General features: G+C 63.7%; 13 protein-coding genes and 1 tRNA gene. 7 read left to right on the top strand and 7 right to left on the bottom strand.

Translation table 11 applies throughout. The features are described from left to right. Nucleotides 1-123: 123 nt before the first annotated feature. Entirely contained in the window at nucleotides 124-3,870 is a 3,747-nt protein-coding gene (locus tag NKH59_RS03300) for a PAS domain S-box protein (protein WP_353020864.1), read from the bottom strand. Nucleotides 3,871-4,123: 253 nt separating this feature from the next. Between NKH59_RS03300 and NKH59_RS03295 the strand changes: the two genes are divergently transcribed. Continuing rightward, nucleotides 4,124-4,582: a phasin gene (locus NKH59_RS03295; RefSeq protein ID WP_254819298.1), complete on the top strand. Its 459-nt coding sequence runs from the start codon at nucleotides 4,124-4,126 to the stop codon at nucleotides 4,580-4,582. A gap of 339 nt (nucleotides 4,583-4,921) precedes the next feature. Beyond that, nucleotides 4,922-4,998, top strand: a tRNA-His gene (locus tag NKH59_RS03290). Nucleotides 4,999-5,059: 61 nt separating this feature from the next. Here NKH59_RS03290 and NKH59_RS03285 read toward each other — a convergent pair. Beyond that, nucleotides 5,060-5,968 carry a LysR family transcriptional regulator gene (locus NKH59_RS03285; RefSeq protein WP_353020863.1) on the bottom strand — a complete coding sequence of 303 codons (909 nt, stop codon included), beginning with the start codon at nucleotides 5,966-5,968 and terminating at the stop codon, nucleotides 5,060-5,062. Nucleotides 5,969-6,105: 137 nt separating this feature from the next. Here NKH59_RS03285 and NKH59_RS03280 point away from each other — a divergent pair, with 137 nt between their 5' ends. The 4 genes from NKH59_RS03280 to NKH59_RS03265 all read left to right on the top strand — a co-directional run bounded on the left by NKH59_RS03280 (nucleotide 6,106) and on the right by NKH59_RS03265 (nucleotide 8,786). Next, entirely contained in the window at nucleotides 6,106-6,858 is a 753-nt protein-coding gene (locus NKH59_RS03280; RefSeq protein ID WP_353020861.1) for an SDR family NAD(P)-dependent oxidoreductase, read from the top strand. A gap of 91 nt (nucleotides 6,859-6,949) precedes the next feature. Beyond that, complete coding sequence (locus NKH59_RS03275) at nucleotides 6,950-7,678, top strand: SDR family oxidoreductase (protein ID WP_352821919.1); 729 nt, start codon at nucleotides 6,950-6,952, stop codon at nucleotides 7,676-7,678. After that, nucleotides 7,678-8,022, top strand: a complete 345-nt coding sequence (locus tag NKH59_RS03270) for an Atu4866 domain-containing protein (RefSeq protein ID WP_353020858.1) — start codon at nucleotides 7,678-7,680, stop codon at nucleotides 8,020-8,022. The genes NKH59_RS03275 and NKH59_RS03270 overlap by 1 nt, the downstream gene beginning before the upstream one ends. Before the next feature lie 509 nt (nucleotides 8,023-8,531). Next, on the top strand, nucleotides 8,532-8,786 hold the full coding sequence (locus NKH59_RS03265; protein WP_023677464.1) for a DUF768 domain-containing protein: 255 nt from the start codon (nucleotides 8,532-8,534) through the stop codon (nucleotides 8,784-8,786). Between the two features lie 62 nt (nucleotides 8,787-8,848). Here the strand turns inward: NKH59_RS03265 and NKH59_RS03260 are convergent, their stop codons facing one another. From NKH59_RS03260 to NKH59_RS03250, 3 genes are all read right to left on the bottom strand, one after another. Continuing rightward, nucleotides 8,849-9,976 carry a DmpA family aminopeptidase gene (locus NKH59_RS03260; RefSeq protein WP_353020856.1) on the bottom strand — a complete coding sequence of 376 codons (1,128 nt, stop codon included), beginning with the start codon at nucleotides 9,974-9,976 and terminating at the stop codon, nucleotides 8,849-8,851. 28 nt (nucleotides 9,977-10,004) lie between these two features. Beyond that, nucleotides 10,005-11,570: an exodeoxyribonuclease VII large subunit gene (gene xseA / locus NKH59_RS03255; RefSeq protein ID WP_352981017.1), complete on the bottom strand. Its 1,566-nt coding sequence runs from the start codon at nucleotides 11,568-11,570 to the stop codon at nucleotides 10,005-10,007. Nucleotides 11,571-11,640: 70 nt separating this feature from the next. Beyond that, complete coding sequence (locus tag NKH59_RS03250) at nucleotides 11,641-12,597, bottom strand: LysR substrate-binding domain-containing protein (protein ID WP_023680469.1); 957 nt, start codon at nucleotides 12,595-12,597, stop codon at nucleotides 11,641-11,643. Nucleotides 12,598-12,831: 234 nt separating this feature from the next. Here NKH59_RS03250 and NKH59_RS03245 point away from each other — a divergent pair, with 234 nt between their 5' ends. Next, the gene (locus NKH59_RS03245) at nucleotides 12,832-13,122 is read left to right on the top strand and encodes a DUF1127 domain-containing protein (RefSeq protein WP_352821928.1); all 291 of its coding nucleotides are present in this window, start codon (nucleotides 12,832-12,834) and stop codon (nucleotides 13,120-13,122) included. Between the two features lie 176 nt (nucleotides 13,123-13,298). Here NKH59_RS03245 and NKH59_RS03240 read toward each other — a convergent pair whose 3' ends face one another. Beyond that, nucleotides 13,299-14,357 carry a DUF937 domain-containing protein gene (locus tag NKH59_RS03240; protein WP_353020854.1) on the bottom strand — a complete coding sequence of 353 codons (1,059 nt, stop codon included), beginning with the start codon at nucleotides 14,355-14,357 and terminating at the stop codon, nucleotides 13,299-13,301. A 102-nt stretch (nucleotides 14,358-14,459) separates the two neighbouring features. Next, a complete protein-coding gene (locus NKH59_RS03235; protein ID WP_353020852.1) occupies nucleotides 14,460-15,830 on the bottom strand; it encodes a glutamate--cysteine ligase in 1,371 nt (456 codons plus the stop codon). Between the last annotated feature and the right edge of the window lie 3 nt (nucleotides 15,831-15,833).

Raw genomic sequence — 15,833 nt, 5'->3', positions numbered from 1 at the left:
TTGAGGGAGAAATCCCGTTCCTCTTAGCCCCGAGAGGATCTGATTCGCTCAAGCCCCGTTGTGACAGCAATTCCAATTTCTCAAGGCGTCCTGTTGGACGCCTTTTTTCTTGCGCAACCATAGCTAACCGGCGAGCACGCGGGTCGAGGGAAAGGCGACTTCGACCAGGGTTCCCTCGCCGGGCGTCGAGTTGATGGTGAACCGGGCCCGGTTCGCTTCGACCATCGCCTTGGTCAGCGGCAGCCCAAGACCCGTGCCGTCGCCACGGCCGCGCTTCAGCGCGTTGATCTGCTTGAACGGCTTCAGCGCCTGCTCGATCTCGGACTGGCTCATGCCGATGCCGGTATCGCGCACGCGCATGACGACATCGCCGGAGATCTCGTAAGCCGTCGACACGATCACCTGGCCGCCAGCCTGCGTGTAGCGGACGGCGTTCGACAGGATGTTGAGCGCGATCTGCCGCACGCTGCGCAGATCGGCCACCACTTCCGGCAGCCGCGAGGCGAAGCTGGAGCGGATGATGACGCGTTCCCGGTTGGCTTGCGGCTGCATCATCGCCACGGTTTCGGCCAGCGTGTCGTTAAGCGACACCGCCTCATAGGCCATCTCCTGCTGGCCGGCCTCGATTTTCGAAATGTCGAGCAGGTCGTTGACCAGGTCGAGAACGTGGTTGCCCGAACGGTTGATGTCGCGCAGATAGTCGCGATAACGGTCATTGGCCACCGGCCCGAATTTCTCGTCGACCATCAGCTCGGAAAAGCCGATTATGGCGTTGAGCGGCGTGCGGATCTCGTGGCTAATGCGGGCCAGAAAATCGGTCTTCTGCGACGAAGCGCGTTCGGCGACTGCGCGCGCCTGGGTCAAGTCCTCTTCGGCCCGCTTCCACTGGGTGATATCGCGCACCACCGCACAGAAGCCGCTGTCGTTGGGCAGCCTGCCGATAGTCATGAACAGCGGAATGAAACGCCCCTGCGCCTCGCGCCCGATCACCTCGCGGCCATCGTTCATCACGCTTGCAACGCCGGGCTCCGACAACCCCTCGAGATAGTCACGCGCCGCGCGCTGGCTTTCGATCGCAAACAGCGAGACGAACGGTTTGCCGGTCACCTCGTCGCTGTCGAAGCCGAACAGCGCTTCCGCCGGACGGCTAATTGAACGGATCGTTCCGTTGCGGCCGATCAGCACGACGCCGTCGGTGGCGGTGTCGATGATAGTGCGCATTTCGGCAATACGTGCCTTGAGCTCGGAAACATCCGGCTGCGTTTGGTCTTCGGCGGCGCCATGTGGAATGGCTGCTGCCTCGTCGTCGCCGGAACGACGTACGACCAGCATCAGCGCCTTGCCGTTTCCCCAGGGCACGGAGCGTAAAATCGCATCGATCGGAAACTCCTGACCTTCGCGCGTTTTCAGCCGCAGAGCGCGGTCGCCGCCATCCGAACTGCCGTCGTCGGCATAAGGGTCGGCAAACAGCGCGCCGAGCCCGCCAGCCTCGTCCAGGGCATTGAGCGTCGCATAGCCGGTCAATCCGAGGAATTCGTCGTTCGCGTAATGCAGCTGGTCGCCGGAATGGATAAGCACCGGCACTGGCAGCTTGCCGAGGATCGAGGTATCCGGCCCCGTGTTGTCCTCTCCGGCAAACGCCGACGGCACGAAGCCGTCGAGTTTGAGCGGTTGTGCCTGCGGCCGCTCGACGGGCGGCACATGGCCGGCAGCGTCGGCTGCGGCTGCGCTGTCCTCGGACCAATCCTCGCTGTCCTCGGCGTCACGGAAGTCTTCGGCCGTCATGCTGTCGTCGTCGCCATCCCGCGGCGCTTCGGCGACGATCGTTCGACGGTTCGTGCTGGGCTCAACGCCTTCCTGCGCCTCATCTCTGGGTTCGCGGTCGGCATAGTCGAGCAGCGATCCGGAAACAGGGCGTGTGACGGGTTCGCCGGCTTGCGCCTCTGCTTCCACCTCATCCGGCTGCTCGCCGTCAAGTCGGGCGAGGTCCTTCTGGTCCTCGGCATCGGCCTCGGGCGGTTCGGCGGCAGCCGCCTCGCTTTCCGGACCTGGTTCCGGCATCTCACCCTTGTCCGTCGGGCCGGCTTCTTTCAGCTTTGGCTCGTCGGCCTTGCCGGCTGCCTCGACTTTCTCAACCGGCTTCTGCTTTCCGGCGCTGGGCTGTTCTTCGGCCGGGGTGCTGTCCTTCTTGAGACGCTCGCCAATCTCGCGAAACGCGCTGCGTTCCAGCGTCGACAGGCCCTTGTCGTTGGCCGGCTGCCGGTGCTCGGCCAGCCGGATCACCTTGTCGGCAAAGCGCCGCTCGGGTTTTGGCACGATGGTCAATGCCGGCACTTCGCCCCTGAACGGATCGGCGGGTTTAGGTATCTCGGGGAGAGGTTCGACGGCTTTCGGCCCGATGGTCGCGGCAGGTTTCTCCTCGGCGACAAGGGCCATGCCGACGGCATCCGGATCGACCACCGCATCGCCGCTCCTGGCCACGCCGAAACCGCGAAAACCTTCGAAAACGCGGCTGCGGCTGTAAACCGGGAGCGCCGCCAGATCGACGGGTATCTTCAGATCGGTGCCGGCGACCGGCCACAGCACGGAGCGGCCGGACCAGGTGTCGCGCCGTTCGAGCAGGCCGGCGATCTCGCCAGAAGCATCGAGGCCATAGGCGGCCGAAACATCCTCGAAGCGGCGGCCGATCACGTCGGCGGCAGGCTTGCCGACGAGTTCGGCAAATTCCGGCGACAGGGCGCTGAAATGGCCCTCCGCGTCGGTACGCCAGACGAAACGCATGGGCGCGGCGGTGCGATCGATCGCCGAAGCGCGGTGTTCGGCCGGCGAGGCGGCTTTGGTGGCTTTTGCGGCGCTTTCCGGCGAAGTATCCGGGCTGGCCTGCGAAGCGTCCGGGCTGGTCTCGACTTCGCTGGACGCAGCTGCGCCGGGCGGGACCTGCGCGTCGTCGCCGGCATTGAAGTACCAATGGTCATGCTGCGTCGGCGCGTTGCCAACCGTGCGGTGATCGTCGGCCGCGTCGGCAGGTTCGTGCTCCGCCGATGCCGAGGTGCCTTCCATCGCTGCAAGGTCGATCTCCGCCGCGCCGCTGCTGGCGATCGGCTGCTCGTTGTCCTGGTCCGTTGGTTGGGGAAGATCGCCACCGCTCGGTGCCGCTGCCGCCTCGGTTTCCCCGCCGGCGCGTTCGCCATCGGGAGCCTCGCCGTCAAGCCGGTCCTCGTCGATCACCACCAGCAGGTGCCGCTCTTCCGTCAGCCGGGCAAGGCCCGCGGGATAGGAGCTGGACCCACCCGGAACCAGGCGCTTGACGATGCGGTCGCTCTCGTTCGCCACGTCGGCGACAAGCGCGGCCAGCGTCTCAGGCCGGATGCCGAGCGCCGAAAAGCCGTCCGATGCGGCGTCGATATTGCCCTTGGCATCGACAAAGGCGATGTAGTGGCCGTCTTCCGTAAAGCCACCGATGGCGCGGTCGGCGATCTCGGCGGCGCTGCGCGAGCCGGTCTGCGCCGCCGGCAGCGCCAGCATGATTGCTTCCTCGCCATCGGGCATGGTCACCGCGCTGGCCAGGAAACCGACGGCGCGGCTGGTCAGGCCGGTCGCCAGCCGGACCGTGATGGCACGGTCGCGGCCGATCTGCGGAAAACCGCTGGTTGCCATGATCTGGCGCCGGGCGATCAGCGGCAACCCTGCCGAGGCGCCGATGATAGCGCCGATGTCCGGATAGCCGAATACCGCCGCGCCGGGCCCGTTGGCCCAGATCACCTGCTCGAGATCTGCCGACAGAATGGCGATCGCGTCGCCTGCGGCGAAGCGCAGGCGGACGGCGTCGAGCACGGCGACGTCAAGGAAGGAGTAGTTTTCAGCCGGCATGCGCTTGGCGACCCTCACAGAGCGGGCAATTTGCGGTTAACGCTTTGTTAATAAAAGCCGACGGCGCGAAGGTCCACAAGTCATAGCGTGCAACCAGCGGAATCTCTAGGCGCGTGGTTAACGCCGCGAACCAAATATTTTATGGTGCGATGCAACAAACATGTTGCAATGCACAAAATTTGCCTTTATATTGCCATGATAGATGAACGAGACGGCATTTTGTCAAAGCCGCTGCCGCTGAAAAGGATGGAAAATGTCCAGGACCAAGACCGCTGAAACGATCGAAAACGTTGAATTCCCGAGCTTCGACGCTTCGAAGGCCACCGACCAGATCCGTGCCTTCGCCGAAAAGGGCGTTGAGCAGTCGAAAGAGGCCTACGCCAAGCTGAAGACCGGCGCCGAGGAGACCCAGAAGGCTCTGGAGTCGACCTATGAGACCGCCAAGTCCGTTTCCAGCGACCTGTCGCTCAAGACCATCGCCGCCCTGCGCGCCAATGCCGAAGCCGGCTTCTCGCATTTCGAAGCGCTGATCGGCGCCAAGTCGCTGTCGGAAGTCGTCGAGTTGCAGACCGCTTTCCTGCGCAAGCGCGTCGAAATGACCGTCGAGCAGGCTAAGGACTTCCAGGCGGTTGCTGCCAAGGCGGCCGAGGACGTATCCAAGCCGATCAAGACCGCCTTCGAGAAGGCCGTGAAAGAAATCAAGATCGCCTAATATTTGCGCACAGTTTGACGATGCATCAAAAGGTCGCATTTCGTCAGACAAATAGATGTGCGATATAGTGGTTCAAGTGAATACCCGGCGGGTGGAACCTCCTCCCTCTGCTCACCGGGGTGACCAGCCAGCACCTCCTCCCGCTGGCTCGTAACAGGAAAAGGCCGGCACCTCCTCCCGCCGGCCTTTTCTTTTGTCCGGCGGAAAATGACTCGATGCCGGAGCGAGCTTTTGCCTTGCCAAAAGCCTTGAATTAAACTCCGATAGCCCGTATGGACGCATCGCCGAACGACAGAGCGGGTCCCGAACGTTTCATCTCGATCCCGCTCAGGCAAACGTGCCGTTGTAGCTCAGATGGTTAGAGCGCCGGATTGTGGATCCGGAGGTCGCTGGTTCGATCCCAGCCAACGGTACCATTCAGCTTTCAGCCAGGTTTCTGACCAATAGCGCCGAGCGTTCACTACGATCCCGTAGCGCTCACCCGCGGTCCCGCGCCTGACGCGCGCCGCGCAGGTGATCCACGAGGGCTCTCAGCTTCGGCGCGATATTTCGTCGGCTTGGGAAATAGAGATAGAAACCCGCAAACGGCGGAAGATAGCCGTCGAGGATTGGCACGAGCTCGCCGCGGTCGAGCCAGGGGCGGAATGTATCGGCCATGCCGAACGTGATCCCGGCGCCCGCAACGGCCAGCCGGATCATCAGCCACATGTCGTTGGTCGTGATCTCGGGCGCGACTGCCACGTCGAACTCGCGCCCGTCCTCGCCGAACTCCCAGCGATAGGGCGAAACTCCCGGCGTCGGCCGCCAGCCGATACAGCGATGAGCCACAAGCTCACGCGGATGGGCGGGTGCTCCGAACTTTTCGAGATAGCGCGGGGCGCAGACGGCCATCTGTCGCTGATCGCCCGATACCGGCACGGCAATCATGTCCTGCTCGATCACTTCGCCGAGCCTCACTCCCGCATCATAGCCTTCGGCAACGATGTCGAATTCCTCGTCGGTGACCACAATATCCAGATGCACCTCGGGAAATCTTTCTGCAAAGGACGCCAGCAACGGTCCTGACAGAAAGGCCTCGGCGATCGACGAAACCGCGATCCGCAGGCGGCCGCGCGGGCGATCCAGCAACTCCGTGGTGGCTTCGATTGCCGCGTTCACGTCGGCGATCGCCGGTGCGACGCTCGCCAGCAGGCGCTCGCCCGCTTCGGTCAGGTTGACGCTGCGTGTCGTGCGCTGCAGCAATGCGATGCCAAGGCTCTGTTCAAGCCTGAGGATGCTCTGGCTGACCGCTGAGCGCGTCACGCCCAACCGGTCTGCCGCAGCGCGAAAATTGCGTTCCTCGGCCACGGTGACGAAGACGGCAATTGCATTGAGATCGATGTCCATTGGTTAGCCAGGCTTACCATAGAGGTTAACGGCGGGCGGGTTATCGCGACAATGCCATGGCTCTATCTCTGTCGCAACGGCAAGAAAGGCTTGATCCCCCGATCCAGGTCGATGCCGGTTGACCAAGGAGATACCCCATGACATCACTGCCTTCCTCCTGGAACCTGGATGGAAAGGTCGCTCTCGTGACCGGCGCGGCACGCGGCATCGGCCGCTGCGCGGCGGAACTGCTGCGGGCGCGGGGCGCCCGGATCGTGGCAAGCGATCTCAGCGACAGCGTACGCGAATTGGAAGCCGAGGACGTGGCAACCTTAGTCGGCGATGTCGCCGATGAGGACCTGGCCAGACGCTCGGTCGAACTCGCCGCGAAGCGCTTCGGACGACTGGATATCGTCGTGAACAATGCCGGTCGCACGCTCAACAAACGACTGACTGAGACCTCGGTCGACGACTATGACCGCATTCTGCAGATCAACGCGCGCGGCAGCTTCGTCACTGCCCGTGCCGCAGTGGAATTGATGGCCGCCGGCGGTGGCGGCGCGATCGTCAATGTCTCGTCGATCTCGGCCGTCGCGGCCTTCGAGACGCAGGCGGCCTATGCCTCCTCCAAGGCGGCTGTCGCACAGCTGACCAAGGTGATCGCGATCGAATACGGGCGCATGGGCATTCGCTGCAACGCCGTTGCCCCTGGCGTGATCGAAACCGACATCATGGAAGGCGTGGTGGAGAATGGCCGGGAGATGCTGCGCAGCTTCGGCGGCGCGCATCCAATCGGCCGGATCGGCCAGCCGCAAGAAGTTGCCGAGGCAATCGCCTTTCTTGCCTCGCCGGCGTCCAGCTTCATCACCGGGGCCTTGCTTCTGGTCGATGGCGGCTACACCGCCCAGTGAGCCCCCCAATAGGGCCGGCGCGCCGCGGGAGCTCACCCGCACCCAATCCCTTCACATCGTGAAAATAATCACAGCCAAAAGGATCATCTCGATGACCATGAACAGAGTTGTTCTGATCACCGGTGCCTCCAGCGGCATCGGCGCTGGCATTGCCCGCGAGCTTGGCGCGGCAGGTGCGAAGCTGATGCTCGGCGCACGCCGCACCGACCGCCTTGAAGCGCTTGCGGCCGAAATCGAGGCATCTGGTGGAACGGTTCGCGTGCGAGCGCTCGACGTCACCAGGAGGGCGGATGTCGCAGCATTCGCCGACGCAGCCCGGGCCGAATGGGGCCAGGTCGATGTCATCGTCAACAATGCGGGCGTCATGCCGCTGTCGGCCATGGCAGCCATGAAGGTCGACGAGTGGGAGCTGATGGTGGACGTCAACATCAAGGGTGTTCTGTACGGCGTCGCGGCGGTTCTGCCCGAGATGACGGCACGCGGCTCCGGTCACATCATCAATATCGGTTCCATTGGCGCACTGGCCGTCTCGCCCACGGCTGCCGTCTATTGCGCAACGAAATACGCTGTCCGCGCGATTTCCGATGGGCTCCGCCAGGAGAGTGACGATATCCGCGTAACCTGCATTCATCCTGGCGTGGTGGAAAGCGAGCTGGCGAACACGATCTCCGACGAAGCCGCTGCCGCCGCCATGAAAACCTGGCGTGCTATTGCCCTGCAACCCGATGCCATCGCCAGGGCAGTGCGCTATGCAATCGAACAGCCCGACGATGTCGACGTCAACGAGATAGTCGTGCGTCCGACGAAGGCGGCGCATTGATGCGATCCACTTTGGCCGCAGTGCTTACGGGTATTGCCGTTGCTGTAGCTCCAACCGGCCTGACCCTTCCTGCAACTCCAATCCTTGCGGAGGAACCAATGACGCACCAAGATCATCCCTATGTCGGAATGTGGGTCACCGAGGATCGCCATATCAGGCACGAACTCCTGCCGAGCGGCCGTTATGACGAAGCGCGCGGTGACCGCGAAAGCGCCTACCGGGGACGCTATGACGTGCACGGCAACCACATAGAATACTGGGACGATGCGGGCTTCACCGCGGATGGTGAGTTCGTCGAAGGCGTCCTCTATCATGCCGGCATGATCCTTTACCGCCAGCGGTAGAGAGCCACCCTAGACAAGCACTTCAGGGTTCCACAAGATGCAATTGCACGCCTTGCATGAGGCGCTCGGCAGTTTGCACCGCAAGCCTCGCCACACCACATATCTCCCAGCAAGCGCGGCGGAAAGAAGCAGGACCGCAAGCAGAGTCGACATTGCAAATGGTTATCACTATATAGCGGCGGCTTTGACGGCTCGCCTCTTACATGGTGCCGGCGAGAGCGCGGTAAATGTGCTAGCTATTGTGACATCTATTGTGATCTAAAACGGCTTGAAAACCGACAAAAAGCAAATAGAAACAATAGCGCGGGTCGAACGAGTTTCCTCGGGAGAATCAGTCCTCAAGAACTAGAACGTGCTCCTTGAACCCTCCATTCCCTTCGGCTCTGTGGACCTCGGACAAGTTCGGCTTGCCGGGCGAAGCCGACTCGGCTCGAATGGCAGCACGCATCTTTTCGAAGATGCCGACGTTTATGATTACCAACCGGCATAGCCGCTAGGGAAACAGCAGTATGAGTGAACACGCAATCGAGTTCTTGCGCGGGTGGATTGGCGAAAAAGTCCACTGCCAGCCCTCGCCAGCCAGGATCGAGAAGCAGGCCGAGACCCTCGCCAGGGAATGTGCGGCCAAGGCCGCCGAAGCCGGCATACCCCTGGAGGATATCCAGGAAGAGGTCGGCGACATTCAGGAGCTCATTGCTTCGAGGCTCGAAGAGGCGGCCGAGGCCGATCAGGACGAGCGGAATTCCAACAAGCCTGCCGGCTGACGGACCGCCCCCCGGCAAAACCTGCCGGGCGAATATTGCCTGTCTGATGCAGTTGCGCGGTCTTATCGCCGCGCAGCTTTGCCAAATCTCTCCTCGAGCCATGCTTCCGGCAACGCCGGCACGAAATTGTCATCGCGCCCGGTCATGTCTTCATTGGCGACCAGAGCATTGAGGATTGCCTCTTCCACGCTCTGAACGACGGCGTCGAAGAACGGGTTGATGTCGGCATCCGGTATATAGCCGGCGCTGACCAGCTTGCCGGCCGCGCCGCGCGCCGCATCGGCATTGGCCGTGCTGAAGGCCAGAAAAATATCGCCGGATGAATTGTATCCATAGCCGCCGGTCAGCGCGACGCCGAGCGGCACGCGTTTCGCCAGCCGTTTCAACTGGTGCGGCATGAATGGCGCATCGGTGGCGACGATCGCGATGATGGAGCTCTTTTCCGCTCGCGGCGTGTTGTCCCGGGTCGCCGGTTCGGCGAGTTCCGCTCCGGCTCTGATGCCACGGATCACGAGGTTCCGCCGTGCACCGAAATTCGACTGGACTAAGCAGCCGATCGTGAAACGCTCTCCATTCCAGTCGACGCGGCGCGAGGATGTGCCGGACCCTGCCTTGAAGCCGAAGGTGATCATGCCTGCGCCGCCGCCGACGCTGCCCTCTTCGATCGGCCCGCTTTCAGCCGTTTCGAACGCGGAAAACACGTGCTCGAAGCTCACATGGTGGCCGTTGATATCGTTCAGGAAGCCGTCGTAAGTCTCGCCCGCCACCGGCAGCGCCCAGGCGCTGTCGAGCGATTGCGGCAGCACCGCCTGCATCCAGCGCAACGTTGCGTCGCGGCTGACGCCGCAGGAATGCGTGTTGGTGATGGTGATGGGAAGATTGAACGCTCCAAGTTCCTCTATCAGATGCGAGCCGGTCAGTTCGCCATTGCCATTGGCGCTGAACATCCCGGCGAACGCCGGGACGGCCAACTCGCCTCTGGGCCGTGGCAGGATCGCGGTCACGCCGGTGCGTACCGGACCCTTGCCGACGAGGAGCGGCCCATCCCCTGAGATCAGTGTCGTATAGCCCACCGTCACGCCAGGCACATCGGTGATGGCGTTGAAGCGGCCCGGCGTTCCATCGAATGGGATCGCGAAGGCGCGGGCGCGCAGTTTGCCCGAGGGCGTCGCAAGGTGCGGGTCGGTCATTTCACCCTCAAAGAAGTCTTGGTCACCCTCAGAAAAGCGAACCTTGGCCGCCCGGCGCCTTGAGCTTGGCCGCGGGCTTGGCAACCGTCTTCGGCCGCGCCGTGCCACTGATGGCGACTGCATCGGCGGTGCCGTCGGCGAACTCCAGCGAAAGCGCCATCCCCGACACAACTTCTGCCGCGTGCTTGACCACGGCGCCGTCCACATCCTTGACCAGCGCGAAGCCTCGCGCCAGCACGGCCTTGTGCGAGAGCGTCGCCAGCAGCCGGTCGGCCTGCGTCAGTTTTCCACGCAGGCGGTCCAGCCGCCGCGAAATCGCCTGGTCCTGCCGCCGCGTCAGTGCCAGCAGGGCATCGCCTTGCAGTTTCTGCCGTCTTGCGATCGGCGCCGGTGACAGTCTGGTCGCCGTGCGTGAAAACCGCGCTCGACGCTCGCGCACGATAGCGAAGAACGCCGCTTGCGCACGGGCGAGGTCGCGACGGGTCAGCGTGCGGGCTTCGTTCATGCGCCGCGACAAAGTCGCCGGCGTCAGCCGCTGCCCCAGAAGCCTGGCTCGCTTGCGCTCGACGCTGACCGACAGCGCCCGGCCGAGCCGGCTCGTCGCCTCGTCGAAGCGCCGCCGCGGCAGCGCCAGCAACTGGTCGGGCGAGGGCAGCGCCCGGGCGGCCGCGCGTGCCGCCTGCCGCTTGCGTTCGAAATTGCGCGACAGTGCGGTCTTCAACCGCGCGCCAAGGCCGGCAAGCGTCGCTTCGAGGTCGACCTTGACCGGCACGGCGATCTCGGCGGCGCCTGTCGGCGTCGGCGCCCGCACATCCGCAGCCAGATCGATCAATGTCCAGTCGGTCTCGTGGCCGACCGCGGAAATCACCGGAATACCCGAAGCGGCGACGGCCCGGGCGAGCACTTCGTCGTTGAAGCCCCACAGATCCTCCAGGCTGCCGCCGCCGCGTGCCACGATCAACAGATCGGGCCGCGCGATGGCGCCGTCCCATGGCAGTGCGTTGAAGCCGTTGACGGCAGCCGTCACTTCCGCACCCGCCGTCTCGCCCTGCACCCGCACCGGCCAGACGAGCACGTGCAGTGGAAACCGATCCTTGATGCGGTGGATGATGTCGCGGATGACGGCGCCTGTCGGCGAGGTGACGACGCCGATGACGCAGGGCATGAACGGCAGACGCCGCTTGCGCGACGCGTCGAACAGGCCTTCGGCCTGCAGCCGGCGCTTGCGCTCGTCCAGCAGCGCCATCAGCGCACCGGCACCGGCGGGCTCGAGATTGTCGATGACGATCTGGTAGTTCGACTTTCCGGGATAGGTGGTGAGCCGGCCGGTGGCGATCACCTCCATGCCTTCCTCCGGACGGAATTTCAGCCGGCTCATCGTGGTCTTCCACACCACGGCGTCGAGCCGCGCGCGATCGTCCTTCAGGCAGAAATAGGCATGGCCGGAGGAATGCGGTCCGCGATAGCCGGAAATCTCGCCGCGCACCCGTACATTGCCGAAGACGTCCTCGACCGTACGCTTCAGCGCGCCGGAAATCTCGCTCACCGTATATTCGGTGGCGTTGGTGCGTGATTCGGATGCTGCGTCGCTCATCGGCCGATTGGGGGACGGTTGTTGGCCGCCGTCAAGGCGGCCGTGTTCGATGTCCGCCCCAATCGCGCGATCACCAGCCCGGCAGGATCTGGTTCGGCTTGGTCCGCTTCATCTTGGCGAAGGCGAGGGCGGCGAAGTCGAACGTGCCGGTCTCCTCGCCGAGTGGCACGGAAATATTGTCGAGGCTCTCCGAAATGTGGCGCGCAAGCGCGTCGACGATCTCCGGCCGCGAGGTCTGACCGCGCATGATGCCGATGCGGCAATCGGGCAGGGCGCCGAAACCATCGGCCTCGCCCAGCACCCGCATGCCGGGCCGCAGGGCGCATTCCGGCAGCACCGAGATCGCCAGGCCGGAAAGCACCGCGGCGGCGATGACGGTGGCAGAGAAGCTGGTGAACAGGATGCGATAGTCGCGGCTCTGCTGATCGAGCACGTCGGCGGCGGCCCGCCGCCAGATGCAGTTCGGCCGGCCGAAGGCCATCGGCAGGATCGGCTGCTCATGCGTCGCATGGTTGGCCGAGGTAACCCACAGCAGCGGTTCGCGCCGCACCACTTCCGACTGGCCGCGCGCGTCGTTGTGCGTCACCAGCGCCAGGTCGAGATTGCCGCGCTTGATGTGTTCGACCAGTCCCGGCGTCGGTTCGCAGATAACGGTCAGTTCGACATGCGGGTTGGAACGGGCAAACCGCGCCATGATCTCTGGCAGGAAGCGATCGGCATAATCGTCCGGCGTGCCGATGCGGATGGTGCCTTCGAGCCGGCGGTCGTCGAAGGCGGCCAGTGTTTCCTTGTTGAGATAGAGCAGCCGCCTTGCGTAGGAGAGCAGTCTGTCGCCTTCCTCGGTCAGCCTGTTGGTGCGGCCGTCTTTTTCGAACAGCGGCTTGCCGATCCGTTCCTCCAGCCGCCGCATCTGCATCGACACCGCAGACTGGGTCCGATGAACCGCTTCCGCCGCGCGGGTAAAGCTGCCGGTGTCGACAATCGAGATGAAGGTCTGCAACTGATCGAGATCGAGCGGCGCTTTCATTGGCCTAATCCATCATTGATGCTGATGCTAAAGATTAGAAACATTCGTTGGATTAATCAATCGGGCCATGGCAAATTCGCATTGTCCACATGAAGCGAATGCATGTCGCCCAAAAGTGGGCACCGGTTTTGGGGCGACGACATGCATCATCTTAGATGAATCGAAGCCGGAACGGCCGCTGTCGCCAGCGCCCGATCGACCGGTTTCGCCCGTTCGAATGTGAAGGAGACCGACATGGCTACGTTTGATTTCGCTACCGAGACCTCGCGCATCACCTCGCGTCCGGCCGTTGCGACGCGCGTGGCCAATGCGGCTGCCAATATTTACCGCGCCTGGAAAAACCGCCGCGCCTTTTATCGCCTCGGCGAGATGTCGGATGCCGAGCTTGCCGACATCGGTCTGACCCGCGCCGACCTGCACGTCGCTGTCGGTGTACCCTTTGGCCGCGATCCGACAGAGAGGCTTCGCGTCATCGCGGTCGAGCGCGCCGAAACGATCGAGGATATTGCCCGCAAGGTCGTGTGATCGCGTGGGTTTCGCCGTTCGGGCGCGTTGAACCTTTTTGAGGCACGACGCCACCAAGTTACGCAGGCTCCCCACTCCCTGCCGGATCCCCCCGGCCAGCCTGCGCGCTGCCCGGTCCTCCCAGGACCGGGCTTTCTTTTTTGGGCGGCACTGATGATTGGTTGCCGGTGTCTGGTCTAGCGCCGGCCCATGCCCTGCTTGAACTGGTCGAAGATCGACTCCATGCCTTTCTGGTAGTCGTCGCGCTGCTGGGCGCCTGTCTCGAACATCTTGCCGAACAGGTCGTCAAACGGATTTCTCGGCCTGCCGCTCGGATTGGCCTGCGGCTGCGGCGCCTGGGGTTGCTGCGGCGCCTGACGCGGCTGAGACTGCGGTGCGCCACCGCCGAACATGTCCTGCAGTACCTTGCCGAGCGGATTGTCACCATAAGGGTTCTGTGTTTGCTGGGGTTGGTTCTGCGGCTGCTGCGGCTGTGGTGCACCGCCGCCGAACATATCCTGCAGTACCTTGCCGAGCGGATTGTCACCATAAGGGTTCTGCGTCTGCTGCGGCTGGCTTTGCGGCTGCTGCCCGCCGCCGAACATGTCCTGCAGCACCTTGCCCAGCGGGTTGTCGCCGTAAGGGCTCTGCGTCTGTTGCGGCTGCTGCCCGCCGAACATATCCTGCAGCACCTTGCCGAGCGGGTTATCCGTGGGGCCTGCAGGCTGAGGGGTCGGTGCCTGGCTGCCGCCGCCAGCCTGCCGCATCATCTGCTCGATGAGCTCGCCAAGCGGATTGCCGCCACCGCCTGCCGCATGCATCTGCCCGCCTAGCTGGTTGGTGGTCTGCTTGAACAGCCCGCCCATCATCATCGAGGCGATTGCCGGCAGCATCTGCTGCAGGACCTGCTGGCTGACGCCGCTCGCCTGCGCGGCCTGGTTGGCGACGGCCCGCGACAGGTCCTTCGAGCCAAACAAATGGCCGAGAATGCCGTTGCCTTCATCGAGGCCCTGCGGCGAGAAGGCCCGGCTTGCATCCTCGAAATATTTGGCGTGCTGGCCGCTGGCCATCGCCGTCATGAAGGAGCCGAGCCCGTAAGGGTCCGCCGTGTTGCGCTTCAGCCCCTGCGAAAAGGCCGGCAGCAGCGCCGCGACCGCCGCCTGCGTCTGTTGCTGCGAAAGCCCGAACTGCTGGGCCAGCGCCTGCATGCCGTTGCCGTTCTGGGCCTGCGCCAGAATATCGAACAAGGAAGGCATTGATTTCTCCTCCGGGAAAATCCTCGTTGGAGAAGCCTAGTTCGTTTCCATCACCGATTGAAGCGAATTTGCCGGATCATCGGCCAAGCGGATAGCGAAGCGTTAATACGCGTATTCCATGAACACCGGCTCGATCGAGCCGCCCCAGCGTGTGTGGTAGGCCGAGAGCATCTCTTCGGCGCTGGTGCCGCGCGCGACGACCTCGTCCAGCGTGTTGAGGAACGAGGTCTCGTCATAGCCGTCGCGGTTCTTGCGGCCGCGGTTCTTCAGTCCCATGCGCGAGATGACGAGTACGTCGCGGGCGATCTCGCGCAATGTCGTGTTGCGGAACGGCGCCGAAATGCCCTGTTCCGGCACCGCGTTGCGCATTGCCAGCACTTCGTCGTAGCTCCAGCTCGAGGTCAGCGCCTCGGCCGCGTCGAGCGCAGCCGCATCGTAGAGCAGCCCGACCCAGAAGGCCGGCAGCGCGCAGATGCGCCGCCACGGCCCGCCATCGGCGCCGCGCATTTCGAGAAAGCGCTTCAGCCGCACGTCGGGGAACAGCGTTGACAGATGGTTCGCCCAGTCGCCCATCGTCGGCAGCCCGTCCGGCAGGTCGTTACGGGCAGCACCCGCCATGAACTGGCGGAAGGTGATGTGCGTCATGTCGTGATACTGGCCGTCGCGGATGACGAAATACATCGGTACGTCGAGCGCCCATTCGACATAATCGGCAAAGCCGAAATCGGGCGAGAAGCAGAATTCGAGCAGGCCGGAGCGCTGATTGTCGGTGTCGCGCCAGATCTCGCCGCGCCAGCTCTGTAAGCCGTTCGGCCGGCTTTCGGTGAAGGGCGAGTTGGCAAACAGCGCCGTCGACAGCGGCTGCAATTTCAGCGACACCTGCATCTTGCGGCGCATGTCGGCTTCGCTTTCGAAGTCGAGGTTCACCTGGATCGTGCAGGTCCGGTACATCATGTCGAGACCTTTGGTGCCGACCTTGGGCATGTAGCGGGTCATGATCTCGTAGCGCGATTTCGGCATTTTCGGCGTCTCGGCCAGCGACCATTTCGGGCTGCCGCCAAGGCCGAGAAAACGAATTCCCATCGGTTCGGCGATCTCGCGCACCTGCGCCAGATGCGCATTGCCTTCGCGGCAGGTCTGGTGGATCGTCTCCAGCGGCGCGCCGGACAGCTCGAATTGGCCGCCGGGCTCCAGCGAGATCGCGCCTTGGCCGGTCGGCTCGACCAGGCCGATGATGCGGCCGGCATCCATGATCGGGTCCCAGCCGAGTTTGTCCTGCATGCCTTCGAGGATGGCGCGGATGCCGCGCTCGCCGCCATAGGGCACCGGCGCATTGCCGTCGACATAGAACGGGAATTTCTCGTGCTCGGTGCCGATGCGCCATTTGTCGCGCGGCTTGTTGCCTTCGGCCAGATGCTCGACGAGTTCGTCGACGCTTTCTATCGGCCGGAAGTCGGTTGTATCGCGCGCCATAGG

The organism is Mesorhizobium sp. M0998, from assembly GCF_040318885.1.
Lineage (GTDB): Bacteria > Pseudomonadota > Alphaproteobacteria > Rhizobiales > Rhizobiaceae > Mesorhizobium.
Note: the sequence above shows the minus strand (reverse complement) of the source record. Positions and strands in the feature narration are given on the sequence as shown.